Origin of the sequence: Bacillus sp. m3-13, from assembly GCF_000175075.1 — a bacterium.
Lineage (GTDB): Bacteria > Bacillota > Bacilli > Bacillales > Bacillaceae_I > Sutcliffiella_A > Sutcliffiella_A horikoshii_C.
In genome coordinates, this window is the sequence record NZ_ACPC01000017.1 from 1 (window position 1) to 16,959 (window position 16,959).

Annotated in this window: 19 protein-coding genes and 2 pseudogenes; 20 read left to right on the forward strand and 1 reads right to left on the reverse strand. The window is 41.5% G+C overall.

What is annotated here, in order from left to right; genetic code table 11:
• The 17 genes and pseudogenes from M313_RS25150 to M313_RS0108290 form a co-directional block, all read left to right on the forward strand.
• Positions 1 to 393: pseudogene (locus tag M313_RS25150) on the forward strand (L,D-transpeptidase); the annotation flags it as partial.
• Between the two features lie 225 nt (positions 394 to 618).
• Positions 619 to 2,095, forward strand: a pseudogene (locus M313_RS23080) (4-hydroxyphenylacetate 3-hydroxylase family protein).
• Between the two features lie 93 nt (positions 2,096 to 2,188).
• Positions 2,189 to 2,938, forward strand: coding sequence for an IclR family transcriptional regulator (locus tag M313_RS0108220; protein WP_010194140.1), 750 nt, complete (start codon positions 2,189 to 2,191; stop codon positions 2,936 to 2,938).
• A 36-nt stretch (positions 2,939 to 2,974) separates the two neighbouring features.
• Positions 2,975 to 3,514: a 3-hydroxyanthranilate 3,4-dioxygenase gene (locus tag M313_RS0108225; protein WP_010194141.1), complete on the forward strand. Its 540-nt coding sequence runs from the start codon at positions 2,975 to 2,977 to the stop codon at positions 3,512 to 3,514.
• On the forward strand, positions 3,505 to 4,554 hold the full coding sequence (locus M313_RS0108230; RefSeq protein WP_083800903.1) for an amidohydrolase family protein: 1,050 nt from the start codon (positions 3,505 to 3,507) through the stop codon (positions 4,552 to 4,554). The genes M313_RS0108225 and M313_RS0108230 overlap by 10 nt, the downstream gene beginning before the upstream one ends.
• Entirely contained in the window at positions 4,502 to 4,963 is a 462-nt protein-coding gene (locus M313_RS0108235; protein WP_010194143.1) for a RidA family protein, read from the forward strand. The genes M313_RS0108230 and M313_RS0108235 overlap by 53 nt, the downstream gene beginning before the upstream one ends.
• A 60-nt stretch (positions 4,964 to 5,023) precedes the next feature.
• On the forward strand, positions 5,024 to 6,499 hold the full coding sequence (locus tag M313_RS0108240) for an aldehyde dehydrogenase (protein WP_010194145.1): 1,476 nt from the start codon (positions 5,024 to 5,026) through the stop codon (positions 6,497 to 6,499).
• Between the two features lie 22 nt (positions 6,500 to 6,521).
• On the forward strand, positions 6,522 to 7,301 hold the full coding sequence (locus tag M313_RS0108245; RefSeq protein ID WP_010194148.1) for a 2-keto-4-pentenoate hydratase: 780 nt from the start codon (positions 6,522 to 6,524) through the stop codon (positions 7,299 to 7,301).
• 18 nt (positions 7,302 to 7,319) lie between these two features.
• Positions 7,320 to 8,219 carry an acetaldehyde dehydrogenase (acetylating) gene (locus M313_RS0108250; RefSeq protein WP_010194151.1) on the forward strand — a complete coding sequence of 300 codons (900 nt, stop codon included), beginning with the start codon at positions 7,320 to 7,322 and terminating at the stop codon, positions 8,217 to 8,219.
• A 19-nt stretch (positions 8,220 to 8,238) separates the two neighbouring features.
• Positions 8,239 to 9,252, forward strand: a complete 1,014-nt coding sequence (gene dmpG, locus M313_RS0108255) for a 4-hydroxy-2-oxovalerate aldolase (RefSeq protein WP_010194153.1) — start codon at positions 8,239 to 8,241, stop codon at positions 9,250 to 9,252.
• A 14-nt stretch (positions 9,253 to 9,266) separates the two neighbouring features.
• Entirely contained in the window at positions 9,267 to 10,040 is a 774-nt protein-coding gene (locus tag M313_RS0108260) for a 2-keto-4-pentenoate hydratase (protein ID WP_010194155.1), read from the forward strand.
• 12 nt (positions 10,041 to 10,052) lie between these two features.
• Entirely contained in the window at positions 10,053 to 10,244 is a 192-nt protein-coding gene (gene thmT / locus M313_RS0108265; RefSeq protein ID WP_010194156.1) for a 2-hydroxymuconate tautomerase, read from the forward strand.
• Positions 10,245 to 10,265: 21 nt separating this feature from the next.
• Positions 10,266 to 11,273, forward strand: a complete 1,008-nt coding sequence (locus M313_RS0108270) for a TRAP transporter substrate-binding protein (RefSeq protein ID WP_010194157.1) — start codon at positions 10,266 to 10,268, stop codon at positions 11,271 to 11,273.
• A 24-nt stretch (positions 11,274 to 11,297) separates the two neighbouring features.
• Positions 11,298 to 11,777 carry a TRAP transporter small permease gene (locus tag M313_RS0108275; RefSeq protein ID WP_010194158.1) on the forward strand — a complete coding sequence of 160 codons (480 nt, stop codon included), beginning with the start codon at positions 11,298 to 11,300 and terminating at the stop codon, positions 11,775 to 11,777.
• Positions 11,774 to 13,054 (forward strand): TRAP transporter large permease, encoded by a 1,281-nt coding sequence (locus M313_RS0108280; protein WP_010194159.1) that lies wholly within the window; start codon positions 11,774 to 11,776, stop codon positions 13,052 to 13,054. The genes M313_RS0108275 and M313_RS0108280 overlap by 4 nt, the downstream gene beginning before the upstream one ends.
• Before the next feature lie 112 nt (positions 13,055 to 13,166).
• The gene (locus tag M313_RS0108285; RefSeq protein ID WP_010194160.1) at positions 13,167 to 13,637 is read left to right on the forward strand and encodes a hypothetical protein; all 471 of its coding nucleotides are present in this window, start codon (positions 13,167 to 13,169) and stop codon (positions 13,635 to 13,637) included.
• Between the two features lie 167 nt (positions 13,638 to 13,804).
• Complete coding sequence (locus M313_RS0108290; protein WP_029326396.1) at positions 13,805 to 14,086, forward strand: DUF4181 domain-containing protein; 282 nt, start codon at positions 13,805 to 13,807, stop codon at positions 14,084 to 14,086.
• A 48-nt stretch (positions 14,087 to 14,134) separates the two neighbouring features.
• Here M313_RS0108290 and prli42 read toward each other — a convergent pair whose 3' ends face one another.
• Positions 14,135 to 14,230 (reverse strand): stressosome-associated protein Prli42, encoded by a 96-nt coding sequence (prli42, locus tag M313_RS25790; protein WP_010194162.1) that lies wholly within the window; start codon positions 14,228 to 14,230, stop codon positions 14,135 to 14,137.
• A 160-nt stretch (positions 14,231 to 14,390) separates the two neighbouring features.
• On the opposite strand from prli42, the gene mce reads away from it, so the two are divergent.
• From mce to M313_RS0108305, 3 genes are all read left to right on the forward strand, one after another.
• Complete coding sequence (gene mce, locus M313_RS0108295; RefSeq protein WP_010194164.1) at positions 14,391 to 14,810, forward strand: methylmalonyl-CoA epimerase; 420 nt, start codon at positions 14,391 to 14,393, stop codon at positions 14,808 to 14,810.
• Positions 14,800 to 16,353: an acyl-CoA carboxylase subunit beta gene (locus tag M313_RS0108300; protein WP_010194165.1), complete on the forward strand. Its 1,554-nt coding sequence runs from the start codon at positions 14,800 to 14,802 to the stop codon at positions 16,351 to 16,353. The genes mce and M313_RS0108300 overlap by 11 nt, the downstream gene beginning before the upstream one ends.
• A gap of 67 nt (positions 16,354 to 16,420) precedes the next feature.
• A complete protein-coding gene (locus M313_RS0108305) occupies positions 16,421 to 16,909 on the forward strand; it encodes a GNAT family N-acetyltransferase (protein WP_010194166.1) in 489 nt (162 codons plus the stop codon).
• Positions 16,910 to 16,959 lie beyond the last annotated feature (50 nt).

Sequence of the window (16,959 nt, forward strand, 5' to 3'; positions counted from 1 at the left end):
CCTACTTTCAAGGAGAAGAATTGAAAGAGGTGCATACGGTAGCCACTAGGAAAGTCTAAAGAACTTACACCTGAGGGTGAATTCACGATCACCGTAAAAGCAATTAACCCATACTATCGCAAAAAAGATATCGCTGGGGGCGATCCGAAAAATCCGCTTGGCACAAGGTGGATTGGATTTGACGCAGAAGATACCGACGGTAGGACCTATGGTGTTCACGGGACAAACAATCCATATTCCATCGGTGGATATGTGACACAAGGTTGCATTCGATTGGAAAATAAGAATGTGGAAGCATTATTCGACAGAGTGCCTGTGGGGACAAAAATATGGATTGTGAAGACAGGTAAAACGTTTGAGGAGCTTGGGAGAGAGAAAGGTGTTTTGAAGTGAAGTAGTGGCTATTTTCATTGTTATAAACGAGGAGTCGGTTCTTTTTAAACAAAAAGAACTGACTTTTTTTTGCGGAGATTTCACTATTTGAAATTTTCTGATTGTTTTGGTAAATCTTTCGGCCTATAGTTTAGGAAGATAGCTTGTATGGAGGTGAAACTACATATTTTTGGAGACAGCGCGCAATAAAAATGAAAGCGATTTCAATAAAAAGGGGGAAATGGAATGGGAATCAGGACAGGTGAGCAATACATTAACTCTTTAAGGGCCAGAAAGCCTGAAGTCTGGCTTGGTGGTCGGAAAGTGGAGGATTTATATAGCGAAGATGTGTTCAAGCAGCCGATTCATGAAATTGCCAAAACTTTATGATATGCAGTTTGATCCCGAGTATCAGGATAAGATAACGCATGTGTGTGAAGAAACGGGGGAACGGGTGAACAACGCGTTTCTTGTCCCAAGATCTCACGAAGATCTTATGGCCCGCAGTAGATTGTTTGAGGCTTATGCTCGTGCAACTTTCGGCCTTATGGGAAGAACACCCGATTTCCTGAATGTAGTGGTCACTTCCATGGCAAGCAACTCTTGGTTTTTGGATAAATATAATCCGGATTGGTCCGTGAATATACGAAACTACTACCGTCATATCAGGGATAATGATTTATTTTTAACACATGCAATCATTAATCCACAAAATGATCGAAGTAAAGCGTCCTATGAACAAAAGGATTTGTTTACTCATTTAGGGACGGTAAAAGAAACAAAGGATGGTTTAGTGGTTAGAGGTGCCAAAATGTTGGCAACATTAGCTCCTATCACAGATGAAGTGATTATCTACTCTTTCCCGGGGTTCCAACCTGGTGATGAGAGATATGCACTTGCATTTGCCATTCCTATTGATACACCGGGATTACGGATTATTTGCCGTGAACCGATGCAGGATGGAAAACGATCTGTATTCGATCATCCACTGGCTTCTAGGTACGAAGAAATGGATGCTATCCTTGCGTTTGACGATGTATCGGTGCCTTGGGACAGAGTATTCATGTATAACAATGTGGAAGCGGCCAATTCCTTATATCCAATGACAGGAATTGCTAAGCAGCCTGCCCATCAGTCAGGAGTCAGAGGATATGTGAAACTAGCCTTTGCAACAGAGGTCGCATGTAAAGTAGCGGATTCCATCGGAGTAGATGGATTTTTGAATGTGCAAAATGATCTTGGTGAGCTCGTTCAAGCAGTGGAAACAATTCGGGCATTACTACGTGTATCCGAATATGAGTATGAAGTGACAAAGGATGGAGAATACCGTCCGGCACCGGCACCGCTTGAAACCATCAGAGGTCTACTACCGAAAATGTACCCACGGGCAATTGAAGTTATGCAGATTATTGGAGCAGGTGGTTTGCTAATGTCTCCTACAGGTGCCGATTTTGAAAATACAGAATTACGACCGGATTTGGACAAGTATTTTGGAGGAAGAGAAGGAGTGTCAGCAGAAGAACGTGTTCGCATATTTAAGCTTGCATGGGACCTTTGCGGAGAAGCTTTCGGACAACGCTTATTGCAATATGAACGCTATTATACAGGGGATCCAATCAGAAAGAGAGCAATTTTTTATAATCAATACAAGCGAAAGAGTAAATTCGAAATGGCAGAACAAGCTCTGAAGGATACAACTAAACCAGAAAAAAATCTCATTTAAAATAAAGGGAAATGGCGTTCTTTGTATAAATATTAGAATATTAGTTATATTCTGATATTTATTGTAGAACTTTGATGAAAAAGGGGCGAAGACATGATATCCTCTGTGCTGAAAGTAGCAAAGATTCTGGACTGTTTTACAGGGAATGAGCCAGTTTTGGGTAACCAGGAAATTGCAGAGAAGTTAGGGATGAATGTAAGTACGGTCCATCATATTGTCAGTACGCTATGCCATGAAGGAATTTTGATACAGGACAGCCGAAAAAAATATCGGCTCGGCTGGAAATTGCTTGAGTGGAGTAACCATGTCATGTATCAGCAGGAAATATACAGTGAAGCCATTCCAATCGTAGAGGACCTTGTCCGCCAATATAATGGAACGGTCCATATCGGTATGTTTGATGCTGGAGAGGTACGCTTTGTCCTAAAGGTTTCTGCCAAAAATTCCGTACCTGTTCCGACTTTTGTCGGTGCCCGCAAACCTGCTTATTGTACAAGTACAGGAAAGATATTATTATCTTTCAATCCATCCTTCATTCAGCCTACTATTTCTAAAGGTCTGTTGCAAAGAGCGCCAAATACCATCACTTGTGTAAAAAAATTAAAAAAAGAATTGGAAGAAATAAGAGAGCAAGGGTACGCCATCAGCAATAATGAAAATGAATTGGGGTTATACGGAATTGCTGCTCCGATTCATTCTTATACAGGACAAACTGTAGCCGCTCTGAATATGGTTGGTCCCATTTCATATATGCAAGGCGAGCAAAAACAGGCCATCATTCAAAGTGTTTTGCGGACATCCAGACAAATTTCAAAAGAGCTTGGTTATATTAGCGCAATTTGACAACGCTTACAAAATGATAATAGGGAGGAATTAGCTATGGCATTGAAGACGAGATCCATGAACATTATGAAAGTAATCGAGGATAACAAACATCTATTGAAGCCGCCGGTTAACAATAAAGTTCTTTGGGAGGATTCTGAGTTTATCGCGATGCTGCTTGGCGGGCCGAATAGAAGACGGGATTTCCATGTTGATCCATCAGACGAGTTCTTTTATCAGGTGAAGGGTGACTGTTATGTAGAATGCATCAATGAAAAAGGAGAGCGTGAAGTGGTAACGGTTAAAGAAGGGGAAATGTTTATGCTGCCTGCAAATGTTCCCCATTCTCCGCACCGTGTGGCGGATACGTATGGCATTGTTTTGGAAAGAAAGAGGGACAAAGGGGAGCTTGAGGACTTTGTTTGGTTTTGTGACAACTGTAATGAGGAAATGCACAGGGTGACGGTTCAATTGACTAATATTGAAACGCAGGTAAAAGGAGCGATAGAGGAGTTCAATGAAAGCGAAGAACTGCGCACTTGTGACCATTGCGGCCATGTAATGCCAGAGGAAGTAGATGTGTGGAAATGCGAATAGATTTTCATACTCACATCATTCCAAAGGAGTTTCCGGACTTTGGAGAAAAATATGGCGGAGACCGCTGGCCAACGCTAGATCAGACTTGTACATGTGGCGCAAACATTATGGTTGCAGGAAAGGTCTTTCGGGAAGTGACCGACCAAGTTTGGTGTCCGCATAAACGTATTCAGGACATGGACAGAGAGGGTGTGGACATACAAGTACTATCCCCAATTCCTGTGACATTTTCTTACTGGGCGGACAAAGAGGCTGCACTAGAAATGGCGCAGCTCCAAAATAATTTTATTGCAGATACGGTTAAAGAATATCCCAACCGATTTATTGGTCTAGGAACCGTACCTCTTCAAGATACGGTTGTTGCCATTCAGGAAATGGATCGGTGTATGCATGATCTTAAGCTTGCCGGAATAGAAATCGGAACTAATGTAAATGGAGAAAATCTTGATTCCCCTCATTTAACAGAGTTCTTTAAGATGGCAGAAGAGTGGAATGTACCTCTCTTTATTCATCCTTGGGAAACGATGGCGAAAGACCGTACCCCAAGACACAATTTTATGTACACGATCGGAATGCCAAGCGAGACAGCTCTTGCAGCCGCAAGTTTGATTTGGAGCGGGGTAATGGAAAAGTTTCCGAACCTTAAAATCTGTTTTGCCCATGGCGGAGGCTCGTTTCCTTATATTTTACCGCGCTTGGACAAGGGGTGGGAAGTATGGCCGCATCTTCGGCTTACAACACATCCTCCTAGTCATTATGCTAAGAAGTTCTATTTTGACTCCTTGAACTATGATGCGCTTACGATGAAATACCTGATTGAACGATTTGGTATCGATAAAGTGATTATGGGTTCTGACTATCCTTTCCTATTACGAGAAATTGCACCTGGAAAAGTAGTAGATGAGATAGAGGATTTATCTGATTCGGACAAAAAACTGCTGTTAGGAAAGAATGCTTTGGAATTTTTGAATATAAAGGAGACCGACTATGGAACAAAAGCTGATGACTCCAGAGGAAAAGCTGAAACAATTAGGTCTTGAGTTAAGAGATATACGTCCGGCAGTCGGTAACTATGTCAGTCATGTCAAAGTAGGTAATCTGATTTTCACCGCAGGCCAAGGGGTGGATCAATATCATGGCAAGTTAGGCAGGGATTTTACTATTGAGGAAGGGTATCTTGCTTCTCGCCAGTCGATGCTAAATCTATTAAGTGTTTTAAAGCATGAGCTAGGTGAATTAAGTAGGGTGAAAAAAATCGTTAAAATGTTGGGCTTTGTCAATAGCACAGAAGATTTCACTGATCAACCTAAAGTGATGAACGGGGCATCAGACTTATTGGTTGAGGTATTCGGTGATAGAGGAAAACATGCCCGTTCTGCAGTAGGCATGGCACAACTGCCTAACAATACGGCCATCGAAATAGAATTGATTGTTGAAGTTGCAGAGTAACGACTCCTTCTCTCTCTTGGATGAGAGGGAGTCTTCATTTTGGAAAGGGTGGGTTGTCTGATGCAAGTTAAAGAGTTTATTCCTGGGAAAATCAAGCCGATAGATTGTCGGCACTTTATCGACGGCGATTACATCGATTCTATTAACTTGAAAACCTTCGATAATATAAATCCTGCAACAGAAGAAGTGATCGGTAAAGTGGCGGAAGGCGGGAAAGAGGAAGTTGATCGTGCGGTTACTGCTGCAAGAAAAGCGTTAAAAGGTCCTTGGAAAAAGTATACGACCAAAGAGCGGTCAGATTTATTGCGAAGAATAGGAGATGGAATTTTAGAGAGAAAAGAAGAACTGGCTGTCTTGGAGTCTATGGATACTGGCAAGCCATACGAATTGGCTCTTGAAATGGACATCACCAGATCTGCTTACAACTTTTATTTTTTCGCAGACTTTTTAACATCTATGGGAGGAGAATCCTACCAACAAGATAATGTGGCGCTTCATTATTCTATTAGAAGACCGGTAGGAGTCGTAGGGATGATCAATCCTTGGAATCTACCTTTACTCTTATTGACTTGGAAATTAGCCCCATGTCTTGCGGCAGGTAATACTGCGGTCATGAAGCCTGCGGAATGGTCCCCAATGACAGCAACTGTTCTGGCGGAAATTTGCAAAAATGCAGGTGTACCAGATGGGGTCATTAATCTCGTGCATGGTTTTGGAGCTGATTCGGCCGGTTCTGCATTAACCGAGCATCCAGGTGTGGATGCAATTACTTTTACAGGGGAAACCAAAACTGGATCTGCAATCATGAAAGCGGCAGCTCCTACGCTTAAAAAGTTATCTTATGAGCTAGGTGGGAAAAATCCAAATATCATCTTTGCGGATTCCAACTTGGATGAGGTTATTGATACAACGCTCAAATCGAGTTTCATGAACCAAGGGGAAGTATGCCTTTGTGGTTCAAGAATCTATGTGGAGAGTGCAATCTATGAATCGTTTCTTGAAAAGTTCACTGCCAGAACTAAAGAACTACAAACCGGAGATCCATTTAATCCAGCTACAAAAGTAGGTGCAGTGATCAGTAAAGAACACTACGAACGGGTCCTCTCCTATATTGAAATAGCGAAAGAAGAAGGCGGGACCATTTTGACAGGTGGAGGGAGACCTGACTTTGTTGATAAAGGGTATTTCATTGAACCGACGATTGTCGTTGGACTAGATAGACATGCAAGATGTGTTAAAGAAGAAATCTTCGGCCCTGTCGTCACCGTTATCCCGTTTGAAACAGAAGAAGAAGTATTGGAGCAAGCTAATGATACTCATTATGGGCTGGGTGCAACAATCTGGACGAATGATCTTCGCCGTGCACATCGTGTTGCAAGAGAAATTGAGGCGGGAATCATCTGGATCAATACTTGGTATTTAAGAGATTTAAGGACTCCATTCGGTGGGATGAAGCAAAGCGGTATTGGCAGGGAAGGCGGCATGCACAGCTTTGATTTTTACAGTGAATTGTCGAATGTTACGGTAAAACTTTGATGCTAGAAAGGAGTTCCTATAATTGACCATTCAAACGAGAGAGTTTTCAGACCTGTTGATGAACGCTGAAAAAACAAGAAAAGGTGTATCGCCTTTAACGAATATGAACCCGGACTTAACAGTGAAAGAAGCATACAACATTCAAATGGATAACATTCAGGTGAAGCTAGAAAATGGAGAAACAATCAGTGGGAAAAAAATCGGACTTACGTCACTGGCCATGCAACAGCTTCTTGGTGTAGACGAACCCGACTATGGTCACCTTCTTCAATCAATGGAAGTGAGAAATGGTGGGGTTATTTCACGCCGGCAACTTCTCGAACCGAAAGTGGAAGGAGAAATAGCATTCTTTTTAAAAAAGGACTTAACTGGTCCCAATGTGACGGTGGAGGATGTATTGGATGCGACAGAATATGTTGTTGCTGCATTAGAGGTTGTGGACAGTCGTGTAGCAGGATGGAAAATCAAACTATGTGACACGATAGCGGATAATGCTTCTTCTGGCCTGTACGTGTTAGGGGATAAAAAGCTCCAGCCGCATCAAATTAACCTTAAGGAAGAGAAGATGTCGTTTTATAAGAATCAACAATTAATGAATGAAGGTGTCGGGAAAGCGGCTTTAGGAGATCCAGCCTATTGTGTAGCTTGGCTTGCTAATAAACTATCTGAGTTTGGAATTACATTGAAAGCAAATGAAGTAATCCTCTCAGGTGCCTTATCCGCGGCAGTTAACGCAGAAGAGGGCGACGAATTCGAGGCCAAATTCCAAACACTCGGAGAGGTAAAAGTAAACTTTGAATAAAGAGAGGAGGAGTACGCTTTGGGGAAAGTGAAAGTAGCGATTATTGGTTCAGGAAACATCGGTACAGACCTAATGCTTAAACTTCATCGTTCCAAGTCCCTGGAACTGACGGCCATGATTGGCATAGATCCTCACTCAGATGGCCTTAGACGTGCAAAGGCTTACGGTCATACCATAATTATGAATGGAGTGGATGGTTTTCTAGAAAAGCCGGATCTTGCAGACATCCTTTTTGATGCAACCTCTGCTAAAGCGCATTACAGGCATGCAAAGGAATTGGAAAAAACGGGGAAGCATTTAATTGATCTAACTCCCGCAGCTATCGGTCCATTTGTCGTCCCAACCGTAAACCTGTTGGAGCACATAAATAAACCTGTAGTGAACATGGTTACTTGTGGTGGACAGGCTACCATCCCAATCATTCATGCTGTCAGTCAAGTGTGCGAAGTGGAGTATGCGGAAATTGTTGCAACTATTGCAAGTAAAAGTGCTGGTCCTGGGACACGCATGAATATTGATGAATTTACTACTACAACAGCCCGTGCCATGGAAAAAATAGGTGGAGCTAAAAATGGAAAAGCGATCATTATTCTGAATCCTGCAGAACCACCGATTTTAATGAGAGATACGGTTTACTGCCAAGTGAAGAATTCGAAAGGAAAAGAAGAACAAATAAGTGCCGCGATAGCTAGACGTGTAGAAGAAATTCAAGAGTATGTACCAGGTTATAGACTGCGTACTGACCCGATATTCGATGGGGATAAGATCAGTATTTTCATAGAAGTGAAGGGAGCAGGGGATTACCTGCCAGAGTACTCAGGTAATTTGGATATCATGACTGCAGCAGCAGTAAAAGTAGGAGAAGAAAAAGCAAATAGATTGGCAGGAAAAAGAACTAAAGCAGTTAAAGCTACATAATAGAGGGGAGGGCAAAAGGTTGAAACGTGATGTATGGATTACTGAGGTTGCTTTAAGGGATGGCAGTCATGCTATCAGTCATCAATTTACTATTGATCAAGTGAAAAGTGTTGCAAAAGCATTGGATGATGCGAATGTACCTGTTATTGAAGTGTCCCATGGTGATGGACTTGGAGGATCTTCCCTTCAATATGGATTGTCGCTTACAAATGAAATGGATTTGATCAGCGCCGCAACGGAAGTTGTTACGAAAGCAAAGATAGCCGTCTTGTTGCTTCCCGGCATAGGTACCGTTCAGCATTTAAAAGAAGCGGCAAGCCGTGGTGCCAAAATAGTCCGAATTGCTACTCATGTCACGGAAGCGGATGTATCTAAGCAGCATATATCTTTTGCAAAAGAGCTTGGCTTAGAAGCTGTTGGTTTTCTGATGATGTCTCATATGGCGCCAACAGAAAAATTGCTTGAACAGGCAAGCTTGATGGAAAGCTATGGAGCGGATGTCGTTTATGTAGTTGATTCTGCGGGGGCTCTTTTACCACATCAAGTAAAAGAAAGAGTTCATTGTTTGCGAAACAGTTTGGATGTACCAATTGGGTTCCATGCTCACAACAATCTCTCATTAGCGGTGGCCAATTCGTTAGTAGCTATTGAACAAGGGGCAACCAGAATAGATGGAAGCATTCGTTGCCTTGGGGCCGGGGCTGGAAATACACAGACAGAAGTGCTGGTCTCTGTACTAGACAGGCTAAATATTCAGACTGGAATTGATGTATATAAAATGATGGATGTGGCAGAGGAGATTGTCGCCCCTATTTTGCAGAAGCCGCAAGAAATTACAAGGGAAGGACTGCTGCTTGGATATGCAGGTGTATACTCAAGTTTCTTGGTTCATGCAAACAAAGCGGCAAAACAGTTTAAGGTAGATGCAAAAGATATATTAATAGAATTGGGCAAACGAAAAGTAGTCGGCGGACAAGAAGACATGATTGTCGATATTGCTGCCGAGATGGCCAAAAAGACCGTGAAAGCTTAAGAGGAGGATCTATATTGGACTTACTTCAAATTGCAAAACATGTGGCAGATCACCAAAAAAATGGACAAGAAATGGATAAAATTTCTCTCTCTCATCCGAATATGAATGTGGAGCATGCCTATGAAATTCAAAAGTTGAGCATGGACCAAGCTATCAACAATGGAGACAGATTAATTGGCTGGAAAATGGGATTGACCAGTAAGGCAAAACAATTGTCAGTGGGAGTGGAAGAAGCTATTTATGGTAGATTAACATCTTCTATGGAATTGACGGAGCCCACCTTACATATTGGCAATCTCATTCATCCGCGAGTGGAGCCAGAATTTGCTTTTATTCTTAACAAAGAACTGAAAGGAGATCAAATTACCGTTCGTGATGTCTGGATGGCAACAGAATGCATCTTCCCTGCCATAGAGGTCATTGACAGCAGGTATCGGAACTTCTCCTTTACGCTAGAGGATGTGGTGGCAGACAATGCATCTTCTTCTAAGTTCATTCTAGGAAATCAAGCATTCTCTCCATACTTCACTTCTTGGGATAAGGTTGGAGTATCCATGGCGAGGAACGGAGAGACGGTTCAATCAGGAGTGGGAGCGGCAGTATTGGATCACCCCGTAAAGTCTATTGTGGAATTGGTGAAAATGTTGGACCGCGAAGGCCTTTCCGTCAAACCTGGAATGGTGGTTCTTGCTGGTGGAATTACCGAAGCAATTAATGTCTACAAGGGGGATGTAGTAGAGGTTCACTATGATCAGTTAGGAACATTGAAATTGAACGTCGAGTTGTAAAGGAGTACCTATATGCCGATTACTCACATTCATTTGCTGGAAGGAAGAAGTATCGAGCAAAAACAAGAACTGATTCAAAACGTCACCCAAGCCATCACCCAAACGCTTGGAACTGCTCCGGAACAAGTAAGGGTGTTGCTCATGGAAATACCTAAGGAAAATTGGGGAACAGGCGGTGTTACAAAGGCGCAACTTGATGAATAAGGAAAATAAAGGGGGAGAACGATGAAAAAGGGGAAGCAAAGTATAGTAATGATGATGGTCATGTCAATGGTATTGTTGCTCGCGGCATGTGGAGGAGACGAAGCAAGCGGAGATGAATCAGGTAAGACATATTCCTTTAAATTAGCACATATTACCCCAACCAACCATATGTGGCATCAGGCTGCGGAAAAATTTGCAGAAGAACTAGAAAATAAGTCCGATGGAAGAATGAAAGTGGAAATCTATCCCGCAAGCCAGCTTGGAACAGAGGCAGATATGGTTCAACAGATTGAGGCAGGATCCGTAGACTTTGGATTGATCACGGCAGCTTATATGAGTTCCCGCTCTCCTTCTTTTGCCGCATGGTTTATGCCATATGCATTTGAAGATATCAATGCAGCACATGAAGCTAGGACCTCTGAGGTTTCTAAGAAGATTTTGGCTACATTGGATGAGCAAGGCCTTGTTGGATTGGATTATCTGTTTGCTGGTCAACGTGTCATGCTTTTTAAAGACAAGGAAGTGACTTCCCCAGAAGATATGGCAGGTTTAAAATTACGTGTAACGCCAAGTCCTCCAATGCAAGATTTTTATCGTTCCGCAGGCGCCTCGCCTGAAGGATTGCCCCTTCCTGAAGTTTACGCAGCTGTTCAAACAGGCGTAATTGACGGGATGGACATGGATTTGGATGCTGCCATCACTAATAAATATTATGAAGTCGTAAAATATGGAGCTGTTACCAACCATATGGTTTGGCCATCCGTTGCCATCGTAAATAAATCCACATTTGAAGGAATGTCAGAAGCAGACCAAAAGTTAGTTCGTGATGCACTAACAGTAGCCACCGATTTTGCAGTAAATACTCGCTCTGGTCAGGAAGAAGAATTCAGGCAAACATTAAGCGACAATGGAATGAAAATTTATGATATCCCAGCAGATGCATTTGCAGACCAGATTGCAGAGTTTGATGCAAAATACAAAGATTCAGATCCTCTAATTAAAGAATTTATTGATACGTATAGAAAATAAGATTTAAAGGGGGAAGTCACAAGAATGATGAGAATCAGTGAAGGAATAGCCAAAGTCGAGAAAATTCTCGCTGCATTTTTAATGTTGTGCATGGCGGTTATCATAACATTATCAGTAGCCTTCCGATACTTCCTAAACTCCCCCTTGTCATGGGCCGGGGAAGTATCAATCTTTCTATTAATCTGGATCAGCTTTATTGGAGGTAGCTTGGGACTGAAATATAAGTCCCAGGCTTCTGTTTCGATATTCCTGGAGTATGTGCCAACAAATATCAGAAAGGTATTAACCTTAATCGGTCATATTTGTATGCTTTTATTTCTTTTCGTCATTCTTTATTATACCTATACTTGGATACTATCTCCCAATGTTGCCTTGCAAAAATCAAGTGGTATTCTATTACCCATGTGGATACCATACAGCGCAGTCCCAATCGGCCTAACTTGTGCAGCGTTTCATATTTTGACTAACTTTCTAGTTGTTTTCCGGGAGGGAGTAGTAGAATGACGATACTAGTAATTGTCTTGTTTTTTGTATTTTTACTCATTGGTATTCCTATCTCTCTCGTATTAGGTATGACAACTGTTTTGTACTTCTTACTTGTAGGAAGCCCGGTGCTTCTGGAATCCACACCTATGCGTTTGTATTCTGGGTTAGAAAATTTCGGGTTATTGGCAATCCCACTCTTCATGCTCGCGGGCGAATTGATGAATAGCGGGGGAATTACGACAAGGCTCGTAAAGTTCTCCAAAACATTAATTGGTCACGTGAGGGGTGGCCTGGCTTACGTTACGATTATATCCAATATGTTTATTGCGTCCATTTTAGGTTCAGCAAATGCTCAAGCAGCGATGATGAGTAAAGTTATGGTTCCGGAAATGGAAAGAGAAGGGTACACAAGAGAGTTTTCCGCGGCGCTCACCCTTGCCTCCTCCATTGTCGCCCCTATCATTCCTCCAAGCATGATATTCATCATTTATGGAACTCTCTCTGGCACCTCCATAGGTGGGTTATTCATGGCAGGAATAATTCCCGGAATCATATATGGTCTAGGTTTTATTGGTCTCATTGCCTTTTTGGGTTATAAGTATAATTTCCCCAAAAGTGAACGTTCATCTTTTAAAGAAATTCTACATCACGGTTTGTATGTCATTCCTGCATTAAGCGTTCCATTTATCATTATTTTTGGTATTTTAAGCGGTGCATTTACTCCGACGGAATCCGCTGCGGTAGCATGTTTCGTTGCTCTGATAGTAGGCATGTTCCTATATAAGGAGTTGAAACTGAAATACATTCCAAAGCTATTAATGAACACGGTAATAAGTACCGCAACCGTAACGTTTCTTATTGCGATGGCAAACATCTTTGGTTGGATGATTGCGTTTGAACAAATCCCGCAACTTGTTGCTGACGGTATGTTAAGCATTTCAGAAAATCCGCTAGTTTTCTTATTGATGGTGAATTTGATGCTTCTGTTGCTCGGGGCGGTTTTGGACGGCATTGCCGCATTAATTATATTAATTCCTGTATTGATGCCTCTTGTTGTGGCATTTGGGATAGATCCTATCCACTTCGGTGTCATCATCTGTATTAATTTGACCATTGGCCTTTTAACCCCTCCTGTTGGAACTGGCCTGTTTGTTGTCTCCTCCATTGCGGATGTGAAAATCGAGAAGCTGATTAAAGCAACCACTCCATTTCTATTAATGGGAATTTTCATCTTGATGATTATCACATATTGGGCGGACGCTGTGTTATTTATTCCGAGAATGCTAGGTTTCTAAAAAGATGCCGGACCCATTTGGTTCGGTTTTTTTATTGGGAATAAATATTGAAACTTCAGGAGTTTTTAAACGTATTACTAAGCAATAGACTTTTTGTTTGAGGGGGGATAATATGTATGATACATATAGAGGACTTACAAAAATATTATGGGGATTTCTTTTTGTATTAATAGACATAAACATTGAGTATGTAGATATAATACCGGATTTTGTGGGTTATTCCATGATTGCATATGGGTTGATGCAACTTGATTTTGAGAAGGAGAGAAGTTGGGCAGTTGGTATTGCAATCATATCTTTTCCCACTTTTTTCATACCGAAAGCCAATGCGGCAGACCCAATGAGTTACAATGGGGATTACTTTTTTAACGCTCTTTACTATACAGGGCTTGGAGTGTTGCACCTAATTCTGATGTATCTCATCATCAGTAGGCTGATTAAAGTGGCAGAAAGCAAAGGTCAATTTGAAGTAGCACAACAGGCTAGGACTAGACTCACGATGTATGTGGGAGTGAGTTATTTTTGTTTTGGTGGGCTTTATGGTGGGAGAGGTATTGGGATTCTTATTAATTATTGCTCTTAATTTTCTCCATTATCATGGAGATTTGTTCTGCTGGTACAAAATAGCGCAATTTCGTAGAGTTTTATAGGAGAGGAGTGTTGGCATGACTTTTGTGTGGTTGATGTTAACAATAGCTGTAGCGCTTGTATTCGTGGATGTAGCAGTGAGAAAGTTACTGGGAATAAAACGTGCGAAGCTTACAGATCCAAAAAGGGAAGAAAATAGATGTGCTCGGAAGGATTATTTGTGTCATTTTAGTCTTTATTACGTACCCGGCCGTTATAGAAACAGGTGTACTTCAAATAGAGCATCTCTTTGTTATCTTTTTTACCGTTCTGTTTTGCCTCCAGGCAATCATTCAATATCTTTATATTAAGGAATCTAAGGAATTTATTATTACACTGCTTATGAACGTTGTGTTTGTAGTTTTTCTGTTAAATATTGATTCCCTTTTAAAGCTTTACAGTTAATTAAAAAACGAGCCAAGTATCTCCGGCTCGTTTTTGTCTGTTAATCTATTAAAAAAACATGGAAGCTCCAGCTAATAGTGTCGTGATTAGCATGACGCCAATCATTAAATATACGACAACTTTTTGGAATTTGCGGTTCATCATTTGAGTTCATTCACTCCCCATTTATTCTACTATCCCTATTTTACATGGATTTCGATTCTTTCTCAAGTTAGGATTCTAGACGAAAAAGGAAGGAATTTTGCACAAAAAGTCGAATTGTTATAGAGTCATAGTTAGGGGACATACAACAAGGGGGATTGGCATGATTAAAAATGTAAATCATATTGGGATTGCTGTAAACTCAATTGAGACAGCGCTTCCATTTTATACAGAGGCTTTGGGGTTGACTTTTGAAGCTGTGGAACATGTAGCGGAGCAAAGGGTAAGAGTGGCATTCATCAATGCCGGGAATTGTAAGCTGGAGTTATTGGAACCGACTTCTCCTGATAGTCCGGTTGCCAAATTTATTGAAAAGCGTGGGGAAGGCATTCACCATGTAGCCTTAAGTGTAGAATCCATAGAAGATAGAATTCAAGAAATGATTGAAAAGGGAATACCTATGATAGACAAGAAATCTCGTGTCGGGGCAGGCGGGGCGAACATCGCTTTCATGCACCCAAAAGCAAGCAATGGCGTATTGGTAGAATTCTGCGAAAAGGCGGCGAAACAACATGACAATTGATATTTATGAAAAAATAAACGAGCTTTATGACAAACGTCGCGAAGTAGAACTTGGCGGTGGAGACGATCGAATTGACAAGCAGCATGAAAAAGGGAAACTGACTGCCAGAGAGCGTATCGAACTGCTTGTGGATGAAGGGACTTTTGTAGAACTTAATCCATTTATCGAACACCGTTGCAATGACTTTGGGCTGCAGGGAAAAAAAGGACCTGGAGATGGCGTCGTTACAGGTTATGGAAAAGTGAACGGCAAACCAATCTATCTTTTTTCACAAGACTTCACTGTATTTGGTGGAGCCCTAGGAGAAATGCATGCAAAGAAAATCGCCAATGTCATGGATATGGCAGCGAAAAATGGTGCACCCATTGTCGGCTTGAATGACTCCGGTGGTGCGCGTATCCAGGAAGGTGTTCTCTCATTAGATGGATATGGTCACATTTTTTACAGAAACTCTATCTATTCAGGAGTGATTCCTCAAATATCAGTTATTATGGGGCCTTGTGCAGGTGGGGCTGTCTATTCTCCGGCCATTACCGATTTTGTCTTCATGGTGGAAAAGACGAGTCAAATGTTTATCACGGGACCAAAGGTGATTGAAACGGTAACAGGAGAGAAAATCAGTTCAGAAGGTCTTGGTGGAGCTAAAGTACATAACGCGATAAGCGGTAATGCTCACTTTTCCAGTTCTTCGGAGGAAGAGGTACTGGCACAGGTTCGCAACCTGCTAAGTTACCTTCCACAAAACAATGAAGAAAAGCCAGAAAGAATTTCTTGTGAACAAGGTGATGATTACCGTCCAGATTTAGCCGATGCCATCCCGTTTGACGCAATTAGACCTTATGATGTTCGAATTGTAATCAACCAGGTAGTGGATGAAGGGTCGTTTATGGAAGTTCATAAGGATTTTGCCAAAAATATCGTAGTTGGATTGGCAAGGCTGAAGGGAGAAGTTGTTGGACTAGTTTGTAATCAGCCAAAAGTGATGGCAGGCGGACTTGATATCGATTCTTCTGATAAAGCATCCAGGTTTATTCGTTTCTGTGACTCTTTCAATATTCCATTGATTACATTTGAAGATGTCACGGGATTCTTCCCGGGTGTGAAACAGGAGCACGGCGGAATCATCCGTCATGGTGCCAAAATCCTTTATGCATATTCCGAAGCGACTGTACCAAAGCTGACCGTGATTTTGCGTAAAGCGTATGGTGGCGCATATGTAGCCTTAAACAGTAAATCCATTGGCGCGGACCTTGTGTTTGCATGGCCGAATGCGGAAATCGCAGTAATGGGTCCTCAAGGAGCAGCAAACATCATTTTTGCCCGAGAAATCAATGAGAGCGATAATCCAGAAGAGACACGCGCTCAGAAGATTGAAGAGTATCGTGAAAAGTTTGCCAATCCTTATGTTGCAGCAAGCCAAGGTATGGTAGATGACGTGATTGATCCAAGAGAGACAAGGATTAAATTGATTCAATCACTAGAAATGCTCCGTAATAAAAAAGAATCAAGACCTTATAAAAAACACGGGAACATCCCACTATAATTCATGAGGAGAGATAGTAGGTGGAAAAAGCCTGCTATCTTTTTTAACTAAAAAGGGGAAGAATAATATGGTTAATCTGAAAAAAGTGAATCAAGATCAGGAAGCGGTTCTTCATAATATAATTCAGTTTTATATTTACGAGTTCACAAGATTTAATAAGCAAATTACATTAGAAACGGATGGAAAGTATAAACCATTTGATTTAGACAAGTATTGGAATAACAATGAGTATCATGCATTTTTTATTATTTCTGGTGAAGAACTTGCCGGTTTTGCCCTGGTAGAAGAGGGAAACGAAGGTTCACCAAATGTTATAGAAGAGTTCTTTGTCCTGAGAAAGTTTCATGGAAAAGGGGTGGGAACAATAGCCTCTCAACAGCTGTTTTCTATGTTCCCTGGTAAATGGCAAATTTTCCAGATTGAAAATAACTATCCCGCTCAGGCTTTTTGGAGAAAAACAATCAAGGAATATACAAGTAATACCTTTACGGAGCGTTACGATGAATATAGAAGATCCATTCAAGAATTTGATACCGCTACTTTGCCGATTAATTAGGTTGAGCAAGGAAAAAATCGCATGAATAGGTTATAATAGGATGGGATTCA

Bases quoted from the DNA above. Each gene is read 5' to 3' on its own strand.
- mce (WP_010194164.1), top strand. From the start codon at position 14,391: ATGATTAAAAATGTAAATCATATTGGGATTGCTGTAAACTCAATTGAG.
- M313_RS0108270 (WP_010194157.1), top strand. From the start codon at position 10,266: ATGAAAAAGGGGAAGCAAAGTATAGTAATGATGATGGTCATGTCAATG.
- M313_RS0108305 (WP_010194166.1), top strand. From the start codon at position 16,421: ATGGTTAATCTGAAAAAAGTGAATCAAGATCAGGAAGCGGTTCTTCAT.
- M313_RS0108285 (WP_010194160.1), top strand. From the start codon at position 13,167: ATGTATGATACATATAGAGGACTTACAAAAATATTATGGGGATTTCTT.
- M313_RS0108240 (WP_010194145.1), top strand. From the start codon at position 5,024: ATGCAAGTTAAAGAGTTTATTCCTGGGAAAATCAAGCCGATAGATTGT.
- M313_RS0108275 (WP_010194158.1), top strand. From the start codon at position 11,298: ATGATGAGAATCAGTGAAGGAATAGCCAAAGTCGAGAAAATTCTCGCT.
- thmT (WP_010194156.1), top strand. From the start codon at position 10,053: ATGCCGATTACTCACATTCATTTGCTGGAAGGAAGAAGTATCGAGCAA.
- prli42 (WP_010194162.1), bottom strand. From the start codon at position 14,230: ATGATGAACCGCAAATTCCAAAAAGTTGTCGTATATTTAATGATTGGC.
- M313_RS0108225 (WP_010194141.1), top strand. From the start codon at position 2,975: ATGGCATTGAAGACGAGATCCATGAACATTATGAAAGTAATCGAGGAT.
- M313_RS0108230 (WP_083800903.1), top strand. From the start codon at position 3,505: ATGCGAATAGATTTTCATACTCACATCATTCCAAAGGAGTTTCCGGAC.
- M313_RS0108280 (WP_010194159.1), top strand. From the start codon at position 11,774: ATGACGATACTAGTAATTGTCTTGTTTTTTGTATTTTTACTCATTGGT.
- M313_RS0108235 (WP_010194143.1), top strand. From the start codon at position 4,502: ATGGAACAAAAGCTGATGACTCCAGAGGAAAAGCTGAAACAATTAGGT.
- M313_RS0108300 (WP_010194165.1), top strand. From the start codon at position 14,800: ATGACAATTGATATTTATGAAAAAATAAACGAGCTTTATGACAAACGT.
- M313_RS0108220 (WP_010194140.1), top strand. From the start codon at position 2,189: ATGATATCCTCTGTGCTGAAAGTAGCAAAGATTCTGGACTGTTTTACA.